A 25,475-nucleotide genomic window follows, 5' to 3' on the forward strand; every position below is an offset into this window, starting at 1 on the left:
CAGTCAAGTTAAAAGTTCAAAGTTCCAAGTAAAAGGATATAAATGCTAATAGCAATAATTGAAGATGAAGAAGATTTATTAGAACTTCTTGAGTTTAACCTTCAAAAAGAAGGGTTTGATGTAGTTGGGTTTTTAAATTCAAAAAAAATAAGAGATTTTTTAAATGAAGAAAATCCGGATCTTTTAATTGTGGATAGAAATTTACCATTTATTGAGGGCTCAAAGCTAGTAAAAGAATTAAGAGAAGAAGGATATGATATTCCTGTAATTTTTTTAACAGCAAAAAACAGTGAAGAAAATATATTAGAAGGGTTTGATGTAGGAGCAGATGATTATGTCACGAAACCTTTTAATATGAAAGAATTAATAGCAAGAATAAATGCTGTTTTAAAAAGAAACAAAAAGTTCTCTCCTACTATTTCATATAAAAATGCAAAATTAGATTTAAACACTCATACTCTATCAATAGATGGAGTTAAAATTACTTTAACAAAAAATGAATTTACTTTAATCAAACTATTCTTTGAAAATCCAAATAAAATTTTCCCAAAATCAGAAATTGCAAACATTTTAGAGATTGGAGAAAAAAGTGTAAATGTAGCTGTTAGTAGGCTGAATCATAAAACTAATTTAATTGAGGCTGTAAGAGGAATTGGATACAAACTTAAATAATTGAAAATGGGGAATGAAGAATTGAGAATTAGTTTTTTTAAATTTTTTTTCAAAAAAGAATACAAAGAAATTGAAAAACTAAAAGAAGAAAATAGAAAATTAAAAAAAGAGAATAAAAAACTAAAAATTATGAATTCATTTAAAGATGAAGTAATTTCTGCTATTTCTCATGAGTTTAAAAACCCAATTTCTATTATTAATGGATATATTGAAACAATTCTTGAAACAAACCTTGACGAAAAAACAAAATTAAAATTTTTAAACAAAATTCATAAAAATACTAATAGACTAAGCGAACTTATAAATAGACTTTATCTTATTACAAAACTTGAAAATCAAAAACTAAAACCCAAACTCACTAAATTTAGACTAGATTTAGTAGCTAAAAATTTAATAGAAGGTATGGAAGATAGAATAATTTTAAATGCTAAAGAAATAGAAGTTTTTGCTGATAAAAACTTAATAGAAATAGTCCTTCAAAACTTAATTTCAAATGCTTTAAAATATTCAAAAGATGAAGTAATTGTAAATATCACTAAAAATAAAGTGGAAGTAATTGATAAAGGCATAGGCATTGATGAAAAAAACTTAGAATTAATAAAACAAAAATTTTTTAGAATTGCAAAAAATGACTGGGATAACTCACTTGGTCTTGGACTCGCAATAGTCGAACATATATTAAAACTTCACGGAACCAATCTAAAAATAGAAAGCAAAAAGGGAAAAGGAAGTAATTTCTATTTTGATATTACTTCATTAATAGATATGGCACACCAATAACAATAGAAGTTAAAATCAAAAGTCCTATAAACATAGTACCAATAAATAACCAAAAATTAAATGGTTTTTCATTTTTGTTTTCTTCATTCATTACAAATCTCCTTTGTATCTCTAAAACTTGCTTTAACCAATGTAGTATCCTCAGGCGTACATAAAACTACACTATCATCTGGAGTAAGTAAATTAAACAAATCAGTAATTGCATCAAGATTTAATGCTTTAAATCCTTTTTCTTTAATATATGCAATACTTTGTAAATCATTAACCGCAAAAACCACTTTTTCATCTAAACCTTTTACATATTCAATTGCTTTATCTATTCTTTGTAGTCTCTTTTGTTTATTTTTATCCCCTGTATAAACATAGCAATATTTCATTAAATATCCTTTTTTAAATCATTATATCAAATTTAAGAGTTTTTTTCTCTCATTTTTATATACATATGAATAATATCAATAGCAGCAGGGGTAACTCCACTTATTTCACTTGCTGCAAATAATGTTGGAGGTCTAAATTTTTCAAGTTTTTCTACTACTTCTCGTGAAAGCCCAGGAATTCCTCTATATTCAAAGTCTTCTGGTATTTTAACTTTTAACATATCTTTCATTTTGTCTATTTGTGCTTTTTGTTTTTCAATATAATGATGATACCTGCTCTCAATTAAAACTTGCTCTATAGCATCATCACTAAGGCCCTTTAATTCTGGTACTAATCTTAAAAGTTTTTCTTTATTAAACGTATGACGACCTACTATTTTTCTAAGCTCCATTTTACTTTGAATGTTGTCTTCTCCCATTTCTTGAAGAAGTTTATTTATTTCTTTATTTGGAGTGACAAATGTTTCATTTAGAACTTTCATCCCTTTATCTATCTCAGCTTTTAGTTTTTCTATATTTTTGAAAGTTTCTTCATCAAGAAGCCCTAATTCATATCCATAAACCCCTAGTCTAAGAATTGCATTATCTTCTCTTAAAAGAAGTCTATATTCACTTCTACTCGTAAACATCCTATATGGTTCATTTGTCCCTTTTGTAACTAAGTCATCAATTAATACTCCTATATAAGCCTCATCTCTTCTTAAAATAAGAGGTTCTTTTTCATCTATTTTTAAACTAGCATTAATACCAGCCATAATTCCCTGAGCAGCAGCTTCTTCATATCCAGTAGTTCCATTTATTTGTCCTGCAAAATATAATCCCTCTATCTCTTTTGTTTCAAGTGAATGCTTTAAATTTGTTGGTTGAATAAAGTCATATTCAATTGCATATCCAAACCTTACTATTTTTGCATTCTCAAGCCCTGGAATTGTACGAATAAAATCTTCTTGGACATCCATTGGAAGAGAAGTTGAAAGCCCATTTAAATAATACTCAGTTGCTTCAATAGTTTGAGGTTCTACAAATACATGATGACGTTCTTTATCTGGAAATTTATTTAACTTATCCTCAATACTTGGACAATATCTTGGCCCTATTCCTTCAATTTGACCAGTAAAAAGTGGTGCTCTATCAAAATTACTTCTAATAATATCATGAGTTTTTTCATTAGTATATGTTATGAAGCAAGGAAGCTGAACTGGATTAAAACTTTTTTTATCAGTCCTAAAACTAAAAGGCTTTGGATTTTCATCTCCTAGCTGTTTTTCCATTTTACTAAAATCAATACTTCTAGCATCAATTCTTGCCGTTGTTCCAGTTTTAAGTCTTTCTAACTTAAACCCTAAATCTTTTAGGGAATCTGAAATTTTTTTAGCTGAAAGTTCGTGAAACCTACCCCCTTCAAGCTTAACTGGCCCAAAATGCATTAGACCTCTCATAAATGTTCCAGTGGTTAAGATTAAAGCCTTACACTTATATTCATTTAATAAATTTGTCTTTACTCCTACTACTTTACCATTTTTTACTAAAATTTCATCCACTATCTCTTGCGCAACGGTTAGATTTGGCGTATTTAAAACTTGAGTTCTCATCCAAACTCTATATCTATCCATATCTATTTGAGCTCTACTCCCTCTTACTGCAGGTCCACGGTTTTCGTTTAAGATTCTAAATTGAATTCCAGCATTATCAGTAGCAAGTGCCATAAGTCCACCAAGTGCATCAATCTCCTTAACAAGATGCCCTTTAGCAAGTCCTCCAATTGCAGGATTACAACTTGCAGCACCTATTTGTTCAACAAGCATTGTAAGAAGTAAAGTTTTCTTACCCATTTTTGATGCTGCATTAGCAGCTTCTATTCCAGCATGTCCTCCACCAACTACAATTACATCAAATTCTTTCATCAAACTCCTTTAATTCTTCTGCATTTTTTATATATTTTTTAACTTCATCTATTTTTGTATTAAGTTTTAAGAACTCATCAAATTCTTTTGGTGTAGTAATATTTACCATATTTTCATCAAAAACATCTAAAAGTAAATTTGTATTTCCTACAAGCATTAAATATTTTCTTTTATTAAATTCAAATAAAACTATCTTATTTTTCGCATCAATTGGCTTTTGAATTAAAACTCCCATAGATATATTATTTTTCATAGGAAGTTTTGGAGCTTTTCTTTTAATAAGCCACAAGATTATAGCAAGAATTATTAAAATTGCAAGCATAATAAAATATGTAACAAAATCAATCGAATTTTGTGTATTTTTAGCCATTATTTGCTTAACTTCATTTGATGCTTTAATTTTACTTTCAATCCTAAGCCTAATACCATATCCTTCTGGAGTTAAATCAAATTTAATTTTTTTTTCTTTACCATCAATTTTTACTATTATTCCCTGTTTATAAGGTTTTATTTCTATTTTTTTCAAATATTCTTTATCAAAAGTTTTTGTGATCTCTTTATTAGTATTAATATTTGATAGATAAAATTCATCTTTTGAAATTTTTACTACTTTTCCTGTATATCTTGAATCAAGAGAAATCAACATATCAACAAATGTTTTATGTGGAAAAAAATCTACATTTATTAGATTTGCTCCAAATAAAAAAGTAGCAAAAAAAAGTATTAACTTTTTCATCAGTTTTCTTTTGTAAGATAGTAAATTAATGAATTAGCGTCTAAAACTTCATTAAGTCTAATTGCTAAATTTTTTTCATAAACCATAACTTCCCCTTTTCCAATAATCCTACCATTTACATAAACTTCAGCACTCTCTCCTGCTGGCTTTTTTAAGTCTATTATGCTTCCTCTTTGAAGATTTAAAATTTCTCTTATGCTCATCTCAATCCTACCTAAGTCACTCTCAAATAAAACTTCTGTATCTAAAAGGTTCGAATAGTCAGGAATTAATCTCTCTATCTCATCTTCTGTTAATTCCACCATTTCTTCATTATTCATTATTTCTCCTTATAAAGAATAAAAAATTTAACTCCTTTTGACTCCAAACAAATAAAATCATCGAAATCTATATTATTTTTATATTCTCCTAAAAATTCAGGAGTTGATATATCAAAATAGATATTATTTTCATCTGCAACTATTTTAGAATTACCAACTATTAAATTTGCTATTTCTTTAGTTAAATCCTCTAAATCATAATCATTTTTGTCTCCAAAAAATATTTCACTTACAAGATCAAGTTTTTCTTTTGGAACTATTAAATAAATATCGTAATTTATATCCCCTAAAATAAATATTTTCCCTATAAATCCTCTAATATTTTTATCATTACATTCTTTTATTTCAATTCCAAGAGTTTTTGCAAAATTTTCACAAGCTTTTTTCAAAATAGTATTCATTTATTTCTCCTTTGTTATAATTTTATCAAAAAAGGATTTATTTTGTTAATTGCTATCATTATCGGCATTATTACAGGATTTTTCAGCGGACTTTTAGGAGTTGGAGGAGGAACAATACTTGTCCCTATGCTTTTATTTATTGGGTTTGGTTTAAAAGAAGCTATAGGAATTAGTGTAACTCAAATGATGTTAAGTTCTATTTATGGAAGTTATTTAAACTATAAAAAAGGTCTTTTAAAAATAAAAAATGGATTATCGCTTGCTATTGGAGGAGCTGTTGGAGCAAGTCTTAGTGGGACTATCATAAAATATACACCAAAAGAAATACTTGGAGCTATATTTTTAACCCTTGTTTTTATTGCCATTGTTAGATTTTTTATAACAGTAAAAGAAGCAGAATCTGAACCACCAATTGATAACAAAAAACTATTTTTTATAGGACTTTTTGTAGGTGCTATTGCTATAAGTGTTGGAGTTGGTGGAGCAATACTTATAACTCCAATTTTAGTCGGATTTTTAAAATATAAACTAAAAACTACTGTTAGTTTAAGTCTATTTTTTGTAATTTTTTCATCAGTTTCTGGATTTATATCTCAAAGCATAGCAGGGCATATAAATTATATTGAAGGTTTTACAATTGGATTTGCTAGTTTAATTGGAACATACTTTGGTGTAAAACTATATCACAAAACTGATACAAAAACTCATAAAAAAATACTTTTAGTATGGTATATTCTAATTTTCTTTGCTATGATATACAAACTTTATTTTAAGGGATAAAATGGATATAAAACTAATAGCAGAACTTTTAATTGTACTTATTATTGGATTTAGGGTATATATACTAGATAAATTTAACATAAAATCAGCATCTGATAAACTTTATACTTTATACTATTTAAAAAACCATCATACATTTTTAGGATATATTGTTATATTTTATATATTAGAAATTATTCTAATTCAAATAGCTATACTGCAAATTGTAGATATTGTTTTAATAATTCTTTTTACTATGGAAACATTTTTAATTTATAGACATATTTTTATATCCTTAAAAACTGACGATAAAGAAGACTATATAGATATTGTAATAAAAAGAATGTTTAATACTTTAACTTATAGTGAATATCAAGAAATAAAAAATGAGCTTTTCAAACCTCAACCTACATGGAAATTATATCTCACCGAAATAATGGTGTTTTTCTTTGCTATATGGTCTATTGAATTTCAATAATTAAGACTAACCTTAAAGTTTACTTAAATTTTTGGTATAATCTGCGCTTATAAATTCCAAACAGGAGTATATAATAATGAATAATAAGATTCAAATAATTGGTGCAAGAGAAAATAATCTTAAAAATATAAATCTTGAAATCCCAAAAAATAAATTAATAATATTTACTGGTCTTTCAGGTAGTGGAAAATCTACTCTTGCATTTGATACTTTATACGCTGAAGGTCAAAGAAGGTATATTGAAAGTCTTAGTAGCTATGCAAGACAATTTTTACAAAAAACTGGAAAACCTGATGTTGATAAAATAGAAGGGTTAACTCCAGCAATTGCAATTGACCAAAAAACAACCTCAAAAAATCCTCGCTCAACAGTTGGAACAGTTACAGAAATATATGATTATTTAAGACTTCTTTTCTCTAGGATTGGTATGCAACATTGTCACTTATGTGATAAAGAAATAACTCAAATGACTCCTCAAGATATTATTAATGAAGTTTTAAAACTTCCAAATGGTGCTAAAATTATTATATATGCTCCTTTAATTAAAGAAAAAAAAGGTGAATTCAATGATTTGCTTGAAAAACTTAGAAGTGAAGGGATTATTAGAGCTTATATTGATGGTGTTATTGTCAGACTTGACGAAGAAATTGAACTTAAAAAGACAAAAAAACATACAATAAAAGCTGTAATTGATAGAGTAATAATAAAAGAAGAGAATAAAAGCAGAATTGCCGAAGCAGTTGAGAGAGCATTAAATAAAAGTTTTGGAGAAGTTGAGATTGAAATACTTAATGCAAAAGAGTTAGGACTTGAGAGAGAATTTGTTCACTATAGTGAGCATATGGCTTGTTTTGATTGTAAGGTTAGTTTTGAAGAACTTGAACCACTTGCGTTTTCTTTTAACTCTCCAAAAGGAGCATGTCCAAAATGTGATGGACTAGGAGTTACTTATACTCTTGATATTGAAAAAGTTATAAAAGACAAACCTCTAAATAAAGGAGCTATTCCATTAATTTGGGGATTTAACAAAAAATATTATCAAGAATTTTTTAAAGCTTTATGTCAAGAAATTGGTATAGATATGAATAAAAGTTTTTATGAGTTAGATGAATATCAAAAAAAGATAATTCTTAATGGCACAGCCTATGAAATAGAGTTTATGTATGGCAAACACAAAATATCAAAAACTTGGCCAGGTCTTAAACAAATTACATTAGATTTATATAAAGATGATATGAGTGAAATTATGAGTGAAAGTGTATGTCCTGCTTGTAAAGGATATAGACTAAAGCCTGAAAGTTTAGCAGTAAAAGTTGCTGGAAAAACAATTGCTGATATTATTTCAATGCCCATTGAAGAAGCTTATAAATTTTTTAAAGATGAAAAAAACTTTTCTCTTAGTAACCAACAAAAAAGAATTGCTGAGCCTATACTTAAAGAAATAAAAGAGAGACTATTTTTCCTTGTAGATGTAGGACTTGGATATCTTACACTTCATAGAGATGCTAGAACAATAAGTGGAGGAGAGAGTCAACGCATTAGAATCGCTAGTCAAATTGGTAGTGGCCTTACAGGAGTTATGTATGTATTAGACGAACCAAGTATTGGTTTGCACGAAAGAGATACAATAAAACTTATAAATACTCTAAAAAACTTAAAAGAAAAAGGAAATACTGTAATTGTAGTTGAGCACGATAGAGAAACTATACTTAATGCTGATTTCGTAGTAGATATTGGGCCTGGTGCTGGAAAATATGGAGGAGAGGTTGTATTTGCTGGAAATGTTAATGAGCTTATGAAGAGCAAAACTGAGACTGCTAAATATTTAAAATATGAAAAAGATATAAACTATCAAAAACAAAGACCACAAAAAGAATGGATAGAAATAAAAAATGTAAATATAAATAATATAAAAAATCTAAACGTAAAAATTCCTCTAAGAAATCTTGTATGTGTTACAGGAGTTAGTGGAAGTGGTAAAAGTTCTCTTATTTTGCAAACTCTACTTCCTGTTGCTCGTGAGATTTTAAATCATGCTCACAAAATTCAAAAAGTAAAAGGTGTAGAAATAAAAGGTCTTAAACAACTTGATAAAGTCATTTATCTTGATCAAAGCCCAATTGGAAGAACTCCTCGCTCTAATCCAGCAACCTATACAGGTGTATTTGATGATATTAGAGCACTTTTTGCATCAACTCCTGAAGCACAACTTAGAGGATATACACCAGGTCGATTTAGTTTTAATGTAAAAGGCGGTAGATGTGAAGTATGTAAAGGTGAAGGAGAAATTAAAATAGAAATGCACTTTTTACCAGACGTAATGGTAACCTGTGAATCATGCGGTGGAAAAAGATATAACGAACAAACTCTTGAAATTAAATATAAAGGAAAATCTATTGCTGATGTACTAGAAATGAGTGTAGATGAAGCATACGAATTTTTTGAAAAAATACCTAAAATCAAAACAAAACTTAAAACTCTAAAAGACGTAGGACTTGGATATATAACTCTTGGTCAAAATGCAGTAACTTTAAGTGGAGGTGAAGCTCAAAGAATAAAACTAGCAAAGGAACTTAGCCGTCGTGATACAGGAAATACTTTATACATTTTAGATGAACCAACTACAGGACTTCATTTTAAAGATATAGATAATTTAATGAAAGTTCTACAACACTTAGTAGATCTAGGAAATAGCGTAATAGTAATTGAACATAATCTAGATTTTATAAAAAATGCTGATTATATTATCGATATGGGACCAGAAGGTGGAAGTGGAGGAGGAAAAGTAATTGCTACTGGAAGTGTAAAAGAAATTCTAAAATACAAATCAGTTTCTTACACAGCAAAATATTTAGCAAAAGAATTAGAAAAAACTCGAAAATTAGGTAATAACACCAGTTGACAATTAATATTACTACCTTTTAACAAAAGGATTTTTAGGCTTTATATCTATAGTAAACCCTAGCACCCCAAGAACTTTATCAAGTGTGGCTATGCTGATTTTTGTTAAGTTACCGTTTTCAAGTTTTGAAAGTGTCGCTCTTGAAATTCCAGATTTTTTTGCCAATTCTTCTTGAGAGAGTTTTTTTTCTTTTCTTAGTGTTTTAATTTTTTCGCCAAGTTCGAATAATATCATCCGTTATCTCCTTATTTTGCCAGCTATCAAGCATTCTTTTGCCAATGATTTCAAAGTGAGGATTATTATTGATATATTCTTCTAATAGTTTAATTCCTTTATTTTTTGCTTCAATACATTCATCATATAAATCTTTTGCCTTATCTAAAAAACAATATTTTCTCCCAAATTCAATAAGTTCTTCATAATACCATTTTTTCCTGCCAAAGAGGGTAAGTGCTGGTTTATCTTTAAAAATATAAGCTGTTGTCGTTACTACATCATAAGCAGGTGAAAGATGTATTTCACTCAAATCATCATTAAAAAGAAGTCCGAAATTTTTAAGATGGGCATCCCCATTTTTTAGGAGATAATTCATCACAATCAATTTAAAAAATTCCTCCATTTCTTTAGGGTCACTTAAATATTGATAAATTGTTTTTGCCACCTGCTCATAGCTTCCGTTATATTTAAATACTCTTACTTTTCCCATAAGGGATAACACCTCTTCAAACCCTAAATCTTTACCATCAAATCTTTCAACTATTAAAAATTTTTTATTTTTTGAAAGATATAAATTAGGTATTTTAATTCCGGCAAATTCAAGTGTTTTTAGTGAGATATATTCATTTTCAGCTAAATAAGGAAATTCATTTCCCCAAGTTTTAATAATATAGTTTTTTATATTCAGTTTTTCTTTATCTTTTAAAATCGCTATTGTCTTTGGCTGAATACCTGAAATTGCATTTTTTTGTAAAAAAACATTTAGCAAGTAATTAAAAGTATCATTTGTATCATTTTCAAGTATATAATCTAATTCAAACTCTATTTCAAAATCTTTTATTTTACCATAGCTAATTCTACCTTCAATATTAGGAGCTAAAAAAGAAAAAAGCAAAAAATCATCAATATATCCATATTCTTTTGTTAAATAATTTTTAAATATTTCAAACAAATACCCCTCAGGCAAAAAACTCTCAAAATATGGAATAAAATCAAATTCAGTTATATAAAATTTTTGAGTATTTGGAAGTGAAAGAGAAATAGAATTGTTTAAATCAAAATTTTTATATTCTAAAATATATTTTTTATTTTCAGCCTGAAATGTTGCTATAAAGTTGTTGTGATGAAAAATTTCTATCATTTCTTACCTTTGTATAAGTTACTTTACAAGTATACATTTTTTCTTTTAAATTGTAAAGTAACTTATACCAAGGCACTGACTAAATAAAGTGAAACAATTGCAAATTTGAGTGAAGCAAAAGCGTTAAAAAAAGAATTCTGTTTGAGCCAATCGTTAATGCTTTTTAGCTCTTGAAAAACGGAAAAAATTTGCCCTCTTGTTGAACTTATTTAGTCAGTGCCGATTTTTGCAAAATTTTTGAAGATGAGATAAAAAAACAAATGATAGAGAATACAAAAAATCAAAAAAGAAAAAGAAATTCGAGATTAAGTTCAAGTAAGATAATGAGTATAATAACATTATTTCATATTGCAAAATATAGAACTTTCAAAGATTATTACACAAAATATGTAATAGTGTCATTAAAAGAATATTTTCCAAATATAGATTTGTAGAATTGATGCAACAGGTAATGTTTTATTTTTATTTTTTTATTCAAGCAAATAAAGGTAAAGAAACAGGGATTTATACCAATTGAAAATGGAAAATGGACAATGGAAAATGATGAAAAGTATTGAAATAATGACAGTTTTAAACATTTTTAAAGTAACTAACTAATTGAGAATTGGTATAACTAATGAACAAGGAGAAATTATTTCATTTTACTTAAATAAAGCCAATAAAAGTGACAATGATATATCAATTGTTTCAAGGCTTACAAAAGGATTAAAAGGAATATTAATTGGAGACAAAGGATATATTTCTAACACTCTATTTAGATTTCTTTATTTTCAAGATTTAAAACTTGTTACAAAAATAAGAAAAAATATGAAAAATTTACCTATGGTTTTAGAAGAAAAAATTCTTCTTAAGAAAAGAAGTATTATTGAAAGTGTTATTGACAAACTTAAAAAATATAATATTTAAAACAATAGAAGAATTAGAAAAAAAAGTTGAAAAAATTTTACTTTCATATACAAGTGAGCAAATCAAATCTTTGGTTTCTTATAAATATATTATAAAGGTTATAAATATACGAGAATTGGTATATATCCGTGTATTTGTAATTTTTCATAACACTCAATTGGCATATTTGCTAAATTTTACTAATATACCAATCAACAAATTCTTAATTTTCAATTGGGATTAGGAGGGAGATAAACTAAAAAAATTATACTACAAAGTGTTATTTATAAGAATTTATACTTTATTACCTGTAAAGAAGGAAAAAGCATTAAAAATGATATCCTATTCCTCCATAAAAACTACTATCATAATTATGGTTAAAACTTATATTTCTATATCCTATAAAAAGCTCAGAATTTTCAATTGGTTGAATACCTAAAGATACATCTACTCTACTAAATCTATTAGCATCTTTAAAACTTAAAACTTGCGGTGCATATTCTGCTTCAGTTTTTACAAAAACTGGTAAATTAAAATTAGGAATATACCCAAACAAACCTATACCAATTGGAAGCGCACTATTATTTTTGGTACTTACAAAATCTAATAATAGAGAAACTTTTAAATTTGGCACATCAATTCCTATTAAATTTCCCTCACCTTTTATTCCTACAAAATAAAAGTTATTTTTATTTTTGTTATCATTATATAAATATTCAGCTCTTGCATAAATATTATTTTGAGTTAATTTTGTCTGCACATATAATGATAAAGTATCATTTGTAAGCTGCAATCCTGCATAATTATTTGCAAAAAGAGTACTTGCTAATACCAGACTACTAATTAATATTTTTTTCATTTTGACTCCTTAAAACTACCATAATTTAGATATTTTTCAAATCTTTTCTGTAAAAGTAAATCAATAGATAAATTTCTTAGTTCATTTATTTGAGAAATAAAATAATTTTTAATATTCTCAGCTGTTTTATCATAATCTCTATGAGCTCCCATAACAGGCTCATCTATTATATCATCAATTAAACCAAGTTCTTTTAATTCTTCTGCTGAAATTTTAAGTGCTTTTGTGGCTATTTCAACTTTTGAATTATCTCCCCATAAAATTGCTGCACATCCTTCTGGTGAAATTACACTAAATACAGAATATTTAAGCATTGCTAGTTTATCAGCAACTCCAATAGCAAGGGCCCCTCCACTTCCACCTTCTCCAATTACAACCGAAACCGTAGGTGTTTTAATGCGAGAAAGTTCAAATAAATTCCTAGCAATTGCTTCACTCTGTCCTCTCTCTTCTGCTCCAATACCTGGAAACGCTCCTGGAGTATCTACTAAAAAAAGTATAGGCAAATCAAATTTTTCAGCTAATTTTGCTACACGCAAAGCTTTTCTATATCCTTCTGGATGAGGCATCCCAAAATTTCTTTTTATTTTATCTTTAGTATTTCTACCTTTCTCTTCCCCAATAACTACACATTTTTCACCACCTATTTTACCTATAAAACATATAATTGACTCATCATCTCTAAACTCTCTATCACCATGAAGTTCATATTTTTCATCCATTATTCTCTCAATTATATCAATAGCATGTGGTCTATCCGGATGACGAGCAAGAAGAAGCTTTTGATAAGGAGTTAGGTTTTTAAATGTCTTTTCAACCTCTTTTTTTAATTCTTTTTCAAGAGTCTCAGCAGCGTGAATATCACCCTTTATTTTTGCTACATCAATTTGAGACTTTAGTTCCTCTAATTTTTTTTCAAAATCAAGTACTGCCAATTTTAGCCTTTTATTTTACTTTTTTAAATATTACAACTCCGTTTGTTCCTCCAAATCCAAATGAATTACTCATAGCTACATTAATTTCAGCCTCTCTAGCCTTATTTGGAACATAATCTAAATCACATTCTGGATCTGGTTCTTCGTAATTTATTGTAGGAGGCATTATATTTTTATCCATTGCCATAAGAGTAATAACAGCTTCTATAGTACCAGCTGCTCCTAAACAATGTCCTGTTGCTCCTTTTGTTGAACTAACTGGAGGACATTTTTCTTTTCCACCAAATAATGTTTTAATAGCCATTGTTTCATAAAGGTCATTATATTTTGTAGAAGTACCATGAGCATTAATATAATCTATTTTTGGTCTTCCTGCCATTTCATAAGCCATTTTCATAGCTCTATATGCACCTTCACCTCCAGGTGCAGGACTTGTAATATGATTAGCATCTCCACTCTCACCAATTCCTATAATTTCTGCATAAATTTTAGCATTACGTTTAACAGCATCTTCATATTTTTCTAAAATAAGACAAGCACCTCCTTCACCCATTACAAATCCATCTCTTTTTGCATCAAATGGTCTACTAGCTCTACTTGGATCATCGTTTCTAGTAGAAAGTGCTTTCATTGCCGCAAAGCCACCAACTCCTACAGGACATATACATGCCTCTCCTGCTACTACCATTATTTTATCAGCAAGACCTGCTTTAATAGTTTTATAAGCTTCTGTAATTGCATGAGTACCAGCAGCACATGCTGTAACACTTGCTAGATTAGGACCTTTTAAACCATACTCTATTGAAGTAAACCCACCAAGCATATTAACTAATGCACTTGGAATAAAAAATGGAGAAATTCTTCTAGGACCTCTTGTCTCAACAAGAACACTTGCTTTTTCAATTACTGGAAGTCCACCTATACCACTTGCAGCACTTATACCAAATCTTTCTGCATTAAAATCTTCAAGACCACTATCAGCCATTGCTTCTTTTGCTGCTGCAAGTCCTAGTTGAATAAACCTATCAGCTTTTTTTACTTCTTTTGGATCCATAATAGTTTTAGGGTCAAATTCTTTTACTTCACCAGCTATTTGAGAAGCAAACCCTTCTGGGTCAAAATGAGTAATTCTATCAATTCCAGTTTTTCCAGCTATTATATTTTCAAAACTTTCATCTTTATTTAGTCCAACCGAACTTATCATACCAATACCAGTTACAACAACTCTCATTCTCTTCCTTTAGTGTAGTATGTAGTAGGTAGAATGTAGGGAATCTACTTTATAAACTCCCCACTAACTACTCACTATATACTACACTGCCTAAAAGGCAGAAAAATTAATTTTTATTTTTTTCTATATAATCTACTACGTCTTGAACAGTTTTAATATTTTCTGCTTCACTATCAGGAATTTCTATTCCAAATCTCTCTTCAAGCGCCATAATCATTTCAACTACATCTAAACTATCTGCTCCTAAATCTTCTACAAAGTTCGCTTCTGGTTTTACTTCTTCAGGACTTACATTTAATTGCTCAACTATTACTTCTTTTACTTGATCAAAAATACTAGCCATATTATCTCCTTTTATTTTTTATTTCAGCATTTTATCAAAAAAAAATTAAATTTTCTATTTTTTACTTTTCATCTAAACCTTCTTCCGATAATTAGACAAACTTTTTTCACTTTTCACTTGGAACTTGGCTACTATCCACTTTACATATACATCCCACCATTTACTTTAAGTGTTTCACCTGTAATATAACTTGCTTCATCACTTAAAAGAAAAACAACCGCATTTGCTACTTCAACTGGATTTGCAAGTCTTCTTAAAGGAATTTTATTTAAAATTTCACTTTTTACTTTTTCAGGTAAATCTTTTGTCATATCTGTATCAATAAATCCAGGAGTTACACTATTAAATCTAATATTTCTAGAAGCACCTTCAAGTGCAAAAGTTTTAGTCATAGAAATTACTCCACCTTTACTTGCTACATAATTTGCTTGACCAATATTTCCAGACTCAGCTACCACACTTGCTACATTTACTACCGCACCAAATCTTTTTTTACTCATTACTTTCAAAGCTTCTCTGCATCCTACAAAAGTAGATATTAAATTAGCATCAATTACTTTTTTAAAATCCTCAACGCTCAAACGCAAAGCAAGTTTATCATTTGTAATTCCGGCATTATTTACTAAATAGCTAAGTTCTCCATCGCTATCAATAATAGTTTTAATTGCCTCAACAAAAGCAGCTTCATCACTAACATCAAATCCAATTACTGCTGCACTTCCACCATTATTTTCAATTTCTTCTTTTAATTTATCTGCCATCTCAGCATTACTTCTGTAATTTATCCAAACTTTCACACCATATTTTGCTAAAACTTTTGCAATTTCTGCTCCAATTCCACGACTTGCTCCTGTGATTAATGCATTTTTACCACTAAAAGTCATAATAGGTCCTTTTTTTGATAAAATTTTACCTAAAAAAGGCCTTATATGTTATATTTTCTCTCAGACTTGGGTTTAAATATTTTTCATTATATTTCAGTAAGAGCCATAATTGCATTTTTTTTAGCATTTTTTCTTACACTTTTTTTAATGTCAAAATTTATACGCTGGGCAAAAGATAAAGCAACTCAACCAATATTAGAGTATACTCCCAAAAACCATCAAAACAAAAAAAACACTCCAACAATGGGAGGAGTAGTATTTATAAGTGCTGCTATTTTTTCAACTCTCATTAGCGCAAAGTATAACTTCTTTATAATTGGAGCAATTATTACTACTATTTTATTTATGTTTATAGGAATGTTAGATGACTGGGGAAAAATTTCAAAAAAAGATAATAAAGCTGGTCTCTCAGCAAAAACAAAATTCAAACTTCAGTGGCTAGCAGGAATTTTAGTTTCAATTGCCTTGTATTTTTACGGATTTGATACAGATTTTTATGTACCTTTTTATAAACATTCTCTTTTTGATATGAAATATTTTGCAATACTCTTTTGGGCTTTTGTAATAGTTGGCATGAGTAATGCTGTAAATCTAACAGACGGACTTGATGGATTAGCTTCAATTCCAAGTGTATTCTCTTTTCTTACACTTATGATTTTTTCTTATTTTATGGGAAATGCTATATTTAGCAAATATTTATTTTTACCATTTGAGCTTGGTATTGGAGAACTTACAATATTTGCAGCAGCAATGATTGGCGCAATACTTGGATTTTTATGGTATAACGCAAAACCTGCTGAGATTTTTATGGGAGATAGCGGAAGTCTAGCTATAGGGGCAGCAATTGCCTATATAGCAATTCTTACAAAAACAGAAATTCTACTTATTTTGATAGGCTTTGTTTTTATTATGGAAACACTTTCTGTTATTATTCAGGTAGGAAGTGTAAAAGTTAGAGACAAAAGAGTATTTTTAATGGCTCCAATCCATCACCATTTTGAATTAAAAAATTGGAGCGAAACTCAAATAACGATAAGATTTTGGATAATAGCCCTTATTACTAATATCATCGCAATTTTAAGTATAAAAATTAGATAGGAGCATTAAAATGGAAAATGGACAATGGAAAATGGAAAATATTAATCAAGAAAATGAAAAATTAAAAGTAGAACTTAAAATATTTAAAATAAAAGCTCTGAAAGAGAAAATTATTTTATTTGGTGTTGCATTACTCATAATTGCTGAATTAGTATTACTATTTAGCTTTTTTAAAAAAACATTTCCATCAAATCAAACTACAAACAAACCATATGTTGCTGTAATTAATATTAATAAAACAATTACAGTAGATTACATTAATAAACTCATAAATAAAATGAATGCTTTAATTAAAGATAAAAATTGTAAAGAGTTTTTGCTTATATTCAATACCCCAGGAGGAAGTCCAAGTGCTAGTGATGAATTTAATGCATACTTAAAATACATTAATAAGAAAAAAAAAGTTAATGTTTATGTAGAAAGTATGGCAGCAAGTGGTGGATATTATATTATAAGCGCTATAAAACCTATAATTGCAAATAAAAATGCAGTAGTTGGAAGCATTGGTGTAATTATGCCTCACTTTGTATTAAAAAAACTAGCAGATAAAGTGGGAGTAGAAGAAGATAGTTTAACTATTGGCAAATATAAACAACCTGTATCTTGGTTTAGAAAATTTAATGAAAAAGATAAGGAATATCTAAAAACTCACCTTTTACTCCCAACTTATGAAAATTTTCTAAAAACAGTAGCAAAAGATAGAAATATTTCAGTTGAAAAATTAAAAAAATATGCTGATGGTAAAATATATGTAGCAAGTACTGTAAAAGGTATTTTAATAGATAAAATATCTAATCTCGTTCAAGTTAAAGAAGAAATAAAAAAAAGACTAGGAACTGTTGATTTTTATGAAGTTTCAATTGATAAACAAAAAATGCCATTTTTTAATATTAAACTATCAAGTGATATAGGAGAAGCAATAAAAGAAGCAACGGGTGTTTTTAATACTAATTAAGAATAGGAAATTAGTTATTGGTTATTAGTATATTTACAACAATATACAAAATAACCAATATAAAATATACGTGAAAAATGGAGAATTAGATGAAAAAAAGCTTATTTGGTTACGGAATAACAACAAAATCCATTGCAAAAAGCGGTGGATGGGAGATTTTTGATGACAATTTTAATAAAGTTTCTTATGATAAATATGGAAATAAACTTTTACCCTCATACTTTTTTAACCCAGAAAATTCAAAACTTGAAATAACATCTCCTGGAATTCCTCCAACACATCCTTTAGTCCGTAAAGCGAAAAATTTAATAAGTGAATTAGATTATTATCAAAACCTAGCACCTTTACAAATATGGATTACAGGAACAAATGGAAAAACCACTACAACTCAAATGACCCACTTTTTACTTGAAAATAGTGATATAGGAGGAAATATCGGTATACCTCTAGGAAAGTTAAACCCAAAAAAAATTTGGGTTTTAGAAGTTAGTAGTTTTCAACTTTATTATACAAAATATGCAAAACCAAATATATATGGAATTTTACCTATCAAAGAAGACCATATATCTTGGCATAGATGTTTTGAAGAGTATGTTAAAGCTAAACTATCTCCACTAAAAAGAATGACTCAAAGAGATATAGTAATAATGCCAAAAAAATTTGATACTCCAACAAAAGCTTATAAAATTTTATATGAAAACGAAGAAGATTTAATTAAAAAATTTAATATAACTCCTGAATTTGAAGTACCATTTCTACTTGATGAGCTAATTGCAAAAAGTATATATTATATATTAAACTTCACACATAAATCTCTAAAAAACTTTAAAATAGACTCTCATAAACTAGAAGAAATAAAAGATAAAAAAAATAGACTTTGGGTTGATGATAGCAAAGCTACAAATGTAGATGCTAGCCTTAATGCATTAAAAAGATATAAAAATAAAAAAATTCACTTAATCATTGGAGGAGTTGACAAAGGACAAGATTTTACGCCACTTTTTGAATATATGAAAAATATTGATATTGAACTTTATATTATTGGTAATAAAACTGCTTTTTTTGAGAATTTAGCAAAAAAACATAAGATTAAATATTTTGTTGCAAAAACTATAAATGTTGCTATAAAAAAAATAGATAAAGAACTAAAAGAAAATGAAGTAGCCTTACTTAGTCCTGCATGCGCTAGCTTTGATCAATTTAGTGGATATAAAGAAAGAGGAGATGAGTTTAAAAAACTAATTTTAAGCAGTTTTTAAGTTTAATTTATTATAATTTCAATCCAAGCCTCGGTAGCTCAGTTGGTAGAGCAAGGGACTGAAAATCCCTGTGTCGGCGGTTCGATTCCGTCCCGAGGCACCATTGGTTTGTCTAAATATTAGCGTCAGGCTCTTTATTTATAATAAAAGCTATTAAAGTTACATTAAAAAATCCGCCTCATGCAATTCCTCATAATACATAAAAACAACATTTAATAACTGATGTTAGACATTATAAAAAAATAAAACTGCGCAAAGCGCAGTTAATAAAATAATTTCATCTAAATAAGATTTATTAATACTACTTAAATCACAATTCGATTTAAGCAATATAACTCATTAATCCTAAAAAGGTTTTCTTTCATCTAAAAACTCCATAATTTCAATAAACCTTTTCTCTTTAATATAAAGATATTTATATTTTTCATATGCATCCCAAACTTTTTTATAATTATTTCTTCCTCTTTTTTTAAGTTCCATTGCTACTGCTGCATTTATAAATCCTTTATAAACATCTTTATAAGGATTATTTGTTTTTCTTATAACTTTCCAGTATTCTTCTAAAACTTCATGTGCTTCATAATACTCTTCTTTTTCTATTAATTCTTTAAAAAGTTCAAAATTTGCCATATAATTCCTTTATATTTTTTTTGAAAGGCAACTAATGTTAAATATTATTACTGCTTTAAAAATAGAAGCTTTACCTATTATAAAAAAGTTTAACTTAAAACCAATTAACGAAATATACCAAAATAATTACTTAAATTTAATAATAACAGGACAAGGAAAAATAAAATCAGCCATAAATACTGCTCTTTTAGTTCAAAAATATCCTCAAAAATCTTTAAATATAGGAATAGCAGGAAGTAAAACTTACGAAAAAAATCAAGGTTTTTTTATAGAAAAAATAATAGATATAGACACTGGTTTTGAATATTATCCAGATTTTTTTGATAAAAATGCAAAAACACTTTATACAGTTTCAAAAACAGGAAAATACTACTCTTTAGTAGACATGGAAGGTAGCGGATTTTTTGAGGCAGCTTATAAATTTCTAAGTGTAGAAAATATTATTTTATATAAGATAGTAAGTGACACACCCTCAAATCCAATAAATAAAAACGATATACCAAGCTTAATACAAAATCATCTACATATTATTGAAAAATTACTTGATGAAAAAGATGATTTTTTTGAAGATATCAATGAAGCTTTAAAAGAAGCACAATCAAAAATGCATCTTACAAAAACTCAAGAAAATCAACTAAAAAACATATTAATCTATAGAAAAATAAAAAATATTCCATTCCCTACTTTTAAAAATTTAAAAAACAAAAAAGCAATAAGTGAATTTTTAAATTCCCTTACCAATTAAGTTTTTTTACTTCATTTTTAGTAGCATTTAGCTCTTTACCTAGTTTAATATTAATGGTTTTATTATTTTCATTATATCTAGAAGTATTATTACCTATTCCTGCCCAACCTGAACCAGATTTTTGAAACATTACTTTAAGACAAGAATGAGTTAAACAATCTAGATTTGAAATACTTGGATCTTTATATGGTTTTGCTAAAGGATGATACCAAAGCCAACTAGGAATAGATAAATGAATTTTTGCACTATAAGGTAATCCATGAGTAGTTGAAATTTTTAATTTTTCTTTACCATCTAAAATATTTTTACTATTCTGAGGTAAAATATCTATATTAATGTAACTAGGTTTATAAGAGTTTGCTAACTTTATATCTCCAAATATTGTATTGTTATGATCTTTATTTATAACCCATCCTTTATCACTATCCCAATACATGTATTCAAAAGTGGTATTCACATCTTTTTTATCTATTGCCGTAATATTATTTACTTTTATTCTACCATATTTAAATGTCGTGTCTTTATCAAGATTAAAACTTCCCTTTACATTATTTTTATCTTTGACTTCGATAGTATTAATTGAAAAATTAAATTCGTCTATAGGAATTCTATAATCTTTTTCAAAATTTATATATATTTTTAAATTAGCAGAACCATTATTATAGGTAAAATTATTTTTTGAATATAATATATTTATATCTGAAGTTGTACTTACACTTTTTTTAGAAGAATTTATTTCATGGTTATTTTCATCATATATATATAAAATATTTGAGATTGAACTATCTACGTTAGAATGTGAAATATTTATATTTATATCATTAGCATAGCAATTTTTATTATAATTTTCTGTAATTACATTTTGTTTATTTAGTGCTGTAATATTCAAGTTTAATATACTTGACATATTTAAATCATTTGAGATATATGTAAATTTCCTATTTTTGAAAGCTGTATAATTAGCTATAACCCCAAAATGATCTGGTATAAACTTTATTATTTTAGTATATGATTTAATCAATAAAGCATTCTGATTTATACCATCATTTTCATCAACACTTGCAAATTCTTTTTTATCTTTTTTTTCTTCAATTGTTAAGTTCAAATCACCTACATCAGAATAATTTAATACAATATTTGCTTCTCCATTTATAAACTTTACATTACTACCTACACTAAAATTCAAATCACCTGTTATACAACCTTTTGAATTATTAATATCATTATATTCTAAACTAGGCGAGTACTCTTTTATATGAATAGTTTCATTATAGTCTTTTACTAAATTACCAAAAGGATCTACGGCTTTTATTGTAATATTAAAATCATTACCTGATTTTATTGGTTTAATTGAATTTAATGTTATTTCAAAATGGTCAGGTCTAATTGCAAAATTATCACGACTACATATAGTTTTAGTTTCATTGAACACACATTCCATTATACATTTAATACCTTTTTTATGTTTATGACCATGTCTATAAGTATTGCCAAATGAAAATCCATTTTTAACTTCTTCACCAAAATAATGACCAGTTTTTATCTCACACTCCAACATACAATCTTTAATATTATCTGACAAATTATAATTATATAAAGCTTTAGCACATTCTAAAGTAGTATCATTAACATGGTGTGTTTCTCTACCAGATCCATATCTATATCCATGATGATTTCCTCTAATAGATTTTATAGAGCTAATACATTCTTCAGGAAATGAATAGTTTACATATTTTATTCTAAACTGTGCATTTTTTAAAATAACAGGAGAAGTTATGTTAAATTCAACACTTTCACTATTATCAAATGTAACATATTCGCTTGCTATTGCAGGATTTAGAGCACACTCAATATCATTTGTAGGAGCTTTAATAAGTTCGACACTTACAATCCCGTTATATTTTTCTAATGTTTTACCATCATCTTTTAATTTTAACACTTTCATCCTAAAAGGCTTATTAACTATTTTTGTATAAATTTGATTAAGTAAATTATTTTCATCTATTGGATCAATATTAGAATCAAATATAGGCTCTACTACATTAAATGTCCCTGTTATAGTATCTAACTCTTGATCTTCATTACATTCAGGAAACACTCCATACGGTTCACCTGTATATATAAACGTGCCATTACTTCCATTTATATTACCTTCAGATGTTACAGCACCATAGAGAATAATAGGTTGATTAGCATTAAAATCACCTTTTAAATAAACATAAGCTTTTGTTGTTGATTCTTTATCTACTACAATATTACCATTCACATAAATAAATAAATCATGTGCGTCTCCATTTTTATTAATATTACCTTTAATCTTTAGTTCTGAATTTATAAAAATTCTAACAGGACCCCCTTCTGGTAAAATAATTTCAATATCTGAATTGTTAGGATCTAACTCGATATCTAAAGAATCAAAATAGTAATCTCCGGGCTTAAAACTAAAAATGTATGTTTGATTCTTTTGTAGTTTAATACTTCCAATACTCATACATTTTTTTGTGCTATCATATATACAAGTTTCATTAGCTTCAAAATTAATTTCTTTTGGAGTATTATTGATAAAGTTATTAGTATTTGAATTGTAATTACTGTGCGTTAAATTACAAACACCTTTAGTATAATCACAATCATTATCTATGCTGTAAGTGCCATTTGAATATAAAAAGTTAGGATTATATTTTTCAGTATTATATTTTTCATTAATACAAGAAATAGGCTCACTACAATCTAATTTTGCCGAACATTTAAAACTATTTAAAGTATTTGAATTATTCGAATAAATTTTAATACTATTACAAGCCACTCCTGAATTTAATTGTAAATTGCCAAAACTATAAATTGCACTAGGAAATATAGAACAAACATCTACCTCATCTTCCTCACAACACGGACAATCATAACTAACCAATGCTGTATTAATTACATTATTACAAGACGTTCTATAATCACTATCTTTCATATAATTATTATTTCCTGCCCATATTTTATCACTATCATCTGGCGTAATAGAACCATCATTATTTATATCTATTACTCCATCATAATAATTTCCTTTAAAAATATATCCATCTCTACCTACCCATAATTCTTTCCTTCCATAAAAACAATTATTTTCAATCTTAGCAGGATTTGATGGATTTGTATCTAAAACAAGAGCATAATCTGTATTTCCACTACTTTTTATTATACTATTTTTAATAACAGGATTATGTGCATCATAAGGTAAATAAATACCTCTTGTTTTTCCTTCTACTTTGACAGAATCAATTAAAATTGAATTAGCTTTATCAATTTGTAATCCATAGTTATTCTTAGAAACAATATTACTATTTGTTATAATAATATTAACAGGCTCACCCCCAAAATAAACAGCAATTCCATTTTCACTTGTAATATTTGCATCATTTATACTAATATCACTCTTTGCAATAGCATATATAGCACTATCTTTACTAATAATAGTAATATTATTAGAACAAGCCAACCCACTCTGTAAGTATAATCCTTTTCCTTCTGATTCTATAATCAAGTCTTGAAGCCATATTTTATCATCTGAACTTCCATCAGACCAAATAGCAATACCATTTTGTGAATAGTTTACAATTTTCATATTTTTAATAATAGTCTTATCGTCATTTATTGCAGTTATTTTCAAAGTATGTGGTTTACTGCTTTGTAAAACAACATCCTCTATATTATTTCCCAAACCTTGTATCGTAATGTCTTTATTTTTCACTGTTATATCTGATGTTATATTGTAAGTTCCTGGACAGATACTGATAATATCTCCATCGGATGTATGTGTTAATGCACCTTCTATTGAAGTGTAATATTCATCTCCATTCGTACATGCAGCCCCAGAATTATAAACCACTATAGTTTTTGCAGATAATAAACTAAAAAATATGAACAATAAAGCAATTAGTTTTTTCATTCTTTTCTCCTTTTCTCCCTCTTTTACAATTATATCAGATTTGTTAAAATCACAAAAAGGTTTTTAATGGTTTTGTATATAGAAAAAAAGGCATTTAATTATGAAATAACAGAAAACATAATCAATAAATTTAAGCCAAAAATAATAGAAATAACTCATTACAAAGATATTTTTAACCGAACTCATCAAAATTTTAACTATCAAAAATCTCAAAATAGACTTATTTTAGCAGTAAAAGAAAATATTTCCTTTTACAAAGGAAGTAAGTTTTGTAACTCTAGAGGTTATCAAAACTTTTACTATTCTACTCAGATTTTAGGATGTATTTATAATTGCGAATACTGTTATATAGGTGGAATGTATCCAAGTGGATATCCAGTAATATTTGTAAATGAAGATGATTTTATAAATGAGGCAAGAAAGCTTAAAAATGCTTTTATTCCAATAAGCTATGAAACAGATTTACTTGCATTTGAAGGAATATATCCTTTTCATAGAAAATGGATAGAACTAGCTAAAGATAGAGAGGATTTATTAATTGAGAGTCGTACAAAATCAGCAAATGTTGATAAGCTGCCTTCAAATCCTCCTAAAAACTTTTTACTTACATTTTCACTATCACCATTTGAAATAAACAAATTTGAAAAAAAAGCTCCAAGTCTTGAAAAAAGAATAAAATCTATAAAGCTTGCTATAAAAAAAGGTTACAATATTGAAATTGCAATAGATCCAATTATAAAGACAGATAATTTTAAAAGTATTTATAAACATTTTATCGATTATTTAAAAAATGAAATTGATCTAAGAACAACAAATATCGAAATAGGAGCATTTAGAATTAATAAAGATTTTTTAAAAAAACTCCGTAAAATTCACTTAAGTGAAATTACATGGTATCCTTATGAAATTAAAAATGGTGAAGCAAGATATAAAGATGAAAAAGAAATAATTGAATATGTAAAAGGATTAATTGGTTAATTGGTGTATTTGTTATTGTTTATTTGTTGTTTTTAATATAAAATACATAC

General features: G+C 27.4%; 26 protein-coding genes and 1 tRNA gene. 12 read left to right on the plus strand and 15 right to left on the minus strand.

Annotated features, from left to right (window positions below; translation table 11 throughout):
- The first annotated feature begins 42 nt into the window (after positions 1-42).
- Entirely contained in the window at positions 43-672 is a 630-nt protein-coding gene (locus ACYQ1U_RS04340) for a response regulator transcription factor (protein ID WP_459884719.1), read from the plus strand.
- Between the two features lie 6 nt (positions 673-678).
- Positions 679-1,452: a sensor histidine kinase gene (locus tag ACYQ1U_RS04345; protein ID WP_459884721.1), complete on the plus strand. Its 774-nt coding sequence runs from the start codon at positions 679-681 to the stop codon at positions 1,450-1,452.
- Here the strand turns inward: ACYQ1U_RS04345 and ACYQ1U_RS04350 are convergent.
- From ACYQ1U_RS04350 to ACYQ1U_RS04375, 6 genes are read right to left on the minus strand one after another with little or no spacing between them, the layout of a single operon-like run.
- Positions 1,421-1,543, minus strand: a complete 123-nt coding sequence (locus ACYQ1U_RS04350; RefSeq protein WP_459884723.1) for a tRNA uridine 5-carboxymethylaminomethyl modification protein — start codon at positions 1,541-1,543, stop codon at positions 1,421-1,423. The two genes, ACYQ1U_RS04345 and ACYQ1U_RS04350, sit on opposite strands and share 32 nt — an antisense overlap.
- Positions 1,536-1,829, minus strand: coding sequence for a hypothetical protein (locus ACYQ1U_RS04355; RefSeq protein ID WP_459884725.1), 294 nt, complete (start codon positions 1,827-1,829; stop codon positions 1,536-1,538). The genes ACYQ1U_RS04350 and ACYQ1U_RS04355 overlap by 8 nt, the downstream gene beginning before the upstream one ends.
- Positions 1,830-1,861: 32 nt before the next feature.
- On the minus strand, positions 1,862-3,733 hold the full coding sequence (gene mnmG, locus ACYQ1U_RS04360; protein WP_459884727.1) for a tRNA uridine-5-carboxymethylaminomethyl(34) synthesis enzyme MnmG: 1,872 nt from the start codon (positions 3,731-3,733) through the stop codon (positions 1,862-1,864).
- Positions 3,720-4,469: a hypothetical protein gene (locus tag ACYQ1U_RS04365; RefSeq protein WP_459884729.1), complete on the minus strand. Its 750-nt coding sequence runs from the start codon at positions 4,467-4,469 to the stop codon at positions 3,720-3,722. Before ACYQ1U_RS04365 ends, mnmG begins: the two co-directional genes overlap by 14 nt.
- Positions 4,469-4,789, minus strand: a complete 321-nt coding sequence (gene fliN, locus ACYQ1U_RS04370; RefSeq protein WP_459884731.1) for a flagellar motor switch protein FliN — start codon at positions 4,787-4,789, stop codon at positions 4,469-4,471. The genes ACYQ1U_RS04365 and fliN overlap by 1 nt, the downstream gene beginning before the upstream one ends.
- A complete protein-coding gene (locus ACYQ1U_RS04375) occupies positions 4,789-5,190 on the minus strand; it encodes a hypothetical protein (protein WP_459884733.1) in 402 nt (133 codons plus the stop codon). The genes fliN and ACYQ1U_RS04375 overlap by 1 nt, the downstream gene beginning before the upstream one ends.
- A 42-nt stretch (positions 5,191-5,232) precedes the next feature.
- Between ACYQ1U_RS04375 and ACYQ1U_RS04380 the strand changes: the two genes are divergently transcribed.
- The 3 genes from ACYQ1U_RS04380 (at position 5,233) to uvrA (ending at position 9,329) form a co-directional block, all read left to right on the plus strand.
- Positions 5,233-5,970 (plus strand): sulfite exporter TauE/SafE family protein, encoded by a 738-nt coding sequence (locus ACYQ1U_RS04380; RefSeq protein ID WP_459884735.1) that lies wholly within the window; start codon positions 5,233-5,235, stop codon positions 5,968-5,970.
- Between the two features lies 1 nt (position 5,971).
- The gene (locus ACYQ1U_RS04385) at positions 5,972-6,427 is read left to right on the plus strand and encodes an excinuclease ABC subunit A (RefSeq protein WP_459884737.1); all 456 of its coding nucleotides are present in this window, start codon (positions 5,972-5,974) and stop codon (positions 6,425-6,427) included.
- 76 nt (positions 6,428-6,503) lie between these two features.
- The gene (uvrA, locus tag ACYQ1U_RS04390; protein ID WP_459884739.1) at positions 6,504-9,329 is read left to right on the plus strand and encodes an excinuclease ABC subunit UvrA; all 2,826 of its coding nucleotides are present in this window, start codon (positions 6,504-6,506) and stop codon (positions 9,327-9,329) included.
- A 12-nt stretch (positions 9,330-9,341) separates the two neighbouring features.
- Here uvrA and ACYQ1U_RS04395 read toward each other — a convergent pair whose 3' ends face one another.
- Both ACYQ1U_RS04395 and ACYQ1U_RS04400 read right to left on the minus strand, forming a co-directional pair.
- Positions 9,342-9,563, minus strand: coding sequence for a helix-turn-helix domain-containing protein (locus tag ACYQ1U_RS04395; protein ID WP_459884741.1), 222 nt, complete (start codon positions 9,561-9,563; stop codon positions 9,342-9,344).
- Positions 9,532-10,686, minus strand: a complete 1,155-nt coding sequence (locus ACYQ1U_RS04400) for a type II toxin-antitoxin system HipA family toxin (RefSeq protein WP_459884743.1) — start codon at positions 10,684-10,686, stop codon at positions 9,532-9,534. Before ACYQ1U_RS04400 ends, ACYQ1U_RS04395 begins: the two co-directional genes overlap by 32 nt.
- A gap of 597 nt (positions 10,687-11,283) precedes the next feature.
- On the opposite strand from ACYQ1U_RS04400, the gene ACYQ1U_RS04405 reads away from it, so the two are divergent.
- Positions 11,284-11,592, plus strand: coding sequence for a transposase (locus ACYQ1U_RS04405; RefSeq protein WP_459884745.1), 309 nt, complete (start codon positions 11,284-11,286; stop codon positions 11,590-11,592).
- 307 nt (positions 11,593-11,899) lie between these two features.
- Here the strand turns inward: ACYQ1U_RS04405 and ACYQ1U_RS04410 are convergent, their stop codons facing one another.
- The 5 genes from ACYQ1U_RS04410 to fabG all read right to left on the minus strand — a co-directional run bounded on the left by ACYQ1U_RS04410 (position 11,900) and on the right by fabG (position 15,823).
- Positions 11,900-12,430 (minus strand): hypothetical protein, encoded by a 531-nt coding sequence (locus ACYQ1U_RS04410; protein WP_459884747.1) that lies wholly within the window; start codon positions 12,428-12,430, stop codon positions 11,900-11,902.
- Positions 12,427-13,365: an acetyl-CoA carboxylase carboxyl transferase subunit alpha gene (gene accA, locus ACYQ1U_RS04415; RefSeq protein ID WP_459884749.1), complete on the minus strand. Its 939-nt coding sequence runs from the start codon at positions 13,363-13,365 to the stop codon at positions 12,427-12,429. The genes ACYQ1U_RS04410 and accA overlap by 4 nt, the downstream gene beginning before the upstream one ends.
- A gap of 10 nt (positions 13,366-13,375) precedes the next feature.
- Positions 13,376-14,596, minus strand: coding sequence for a beta-ketoacyl-ACP synthase II (locus ACYQ1U_RS04420; protein ID WP_459884751.1), 1,221 nt, complete (start codon positions 14,594-14,596; stop codon positions 13,376-13,378).
- Positions 14,597-14,702: 106 nt separating this feature from the next.
- Positions 14,703-14,930: an acyl carrier protein gene (acpP, locus tag ACYQ1U_RS04425; RefSeq protein WP_459886390.1), complete on the minus strand. Its 228-nt coding sequence runs from the start codon at positions 14,928-14,930 to the stop codon at positions 14,703-14,705.
- Positions 14,931-15,079: 149 nt separating this feature from the next.
- Positions 15,080-15,823 (minus strand): 3-oxoacyl-ACP reductase FabG, encoded by a 744-nt coding sequence (fabG, locus tag ACYQ1U_RS04430; protein WP_459884753.1) that lies wholly within the window; start codon positions 15,821-15,823, stop codon positions 15,080-15,082.
- A gap of 45 nt (positions 15,824-15,868) precedes the next feature.
- Between fabG and mraY the strand changes: the two genes are divergently transcribed.
- From mraY to ACYQ1U_RS04450, 4 genes are all read left to right on the plus strand, one after another.
- The gene (mraY, locus tag ACYQ1U_RS04435) at positions 15,869-16,921 is read left to right on the plus strand and encodes a phospho-N-acetylmuramoyl-pentapeptide-transferase (RefSeq protein WP_459884755.1); all 1,053 of its coding nucleotides are present in this window, start codon (positions 15,869-15,871) and stop codon (positions 16,919-16,921) included.
- 10 nt (positions 16,922-16,931) lie between these two features.
- Complete coding sequence (gene sppA, locus ACYQ1U_RS04440) at positions 16,932-17,876, plus strand: signal peptide peptidase SppA (protein ID WP_459884757.1); 945 nt, start codon at positions 16,932-16,934, stop codon at positions 17,874-17,876.
- 89 nt (positions 17,877-17,965) lie between these two features.
- On the plus strand, positions 17,966-19,135 hold the full coding sequence (gene murD / locus ACYQ1U_RS04445) for a UDP-N-acetylmuramoyl-L-alanine--D-glutamate ligase (protein WP_459884760.1): 1,170 nt from the start codon (positions 17,966-17,968) through the stop codon (positions 19,133-19,135).
- A gap of 27 nt (positions 19,136-19,162) precedes the next feature.
- Positions 19,163-19,238 (plus strand) — tRNA-Phe (locus ACYQ1U_RS04450).
- Between the two features lie 242 nt (positions 19,239-19,480).
- Here ACYQ1U_RS04450 and ACYQ1U_RS04455 read toward each other — a convergent pair.
- Positions 19,481-19,765, minus strand: a complete 285-nt coding sequence (locus ACYQ1U_RS04455) for a DUF309 domain-containing protein (protein ID WP_459884762.1) — start codon at positions 19,763-19,765, stop codon at positions 19,481-19,483.
- 34 nt (positions 19,766-19,799) lie between these two features.
- Between ACYQ1U_RS04455 and ACYQ1U_RS04460 the strand changes: the two genes are divergently transcribed.
- Positions 19,800-20,510 carry a hypothetical protein gene (locus ACYQ1U_RS04460; RefSeq protein WP_459884764.1) on the plus strand — a complete coding sequence of 237 codons (711 nt, stop codon included), beginning with the start codon at positions 19,800-19,802 and terminating at the stop codon, positions 20,508-20,510.
- Here ACYQ1U_RS04460 and ACYQ1U_RS04465 read toward each other — a convergent pair.
- Positions 20,500-24,447: a DUF6701 domain-containing protein gene (locus ACYQ1U_RS04465; RefSeq protein WP_459884766.1), complete on the minus strand. Its 3,948-nt coding sequence runs from the start codon at positions 24,445-24,447 to the stop codon at positions 20,500-20,502. The genes ACYQ1U_RS04460 and ACYQ1U_RS04465 overlap by 11 nt on opposite strands.
- Before the next feature lie 66 nt (positions 24,448-24,513).
- On the opposite strand from ACYQ1U_RS04465, the gene ACYQ1U_RS04470 reads away from it, so the two are divergent.
- Positions 24,514-25,425: an SPL family radical SAM protein gene (locus ACYQ1U_RS04470; protein WP_459884767.1), complete on the plus strand. Its 912-nt coding sequence runs from the start codon at positions 24,514-24,516 to the stop codon at positions 25,423-25,425.
- Positions 25,426-25,475: the final 50 nt, after the last annotated feature.

The sequence above is a fragment of the Caminibacter profundus genome (assembly GCF_054657155.1).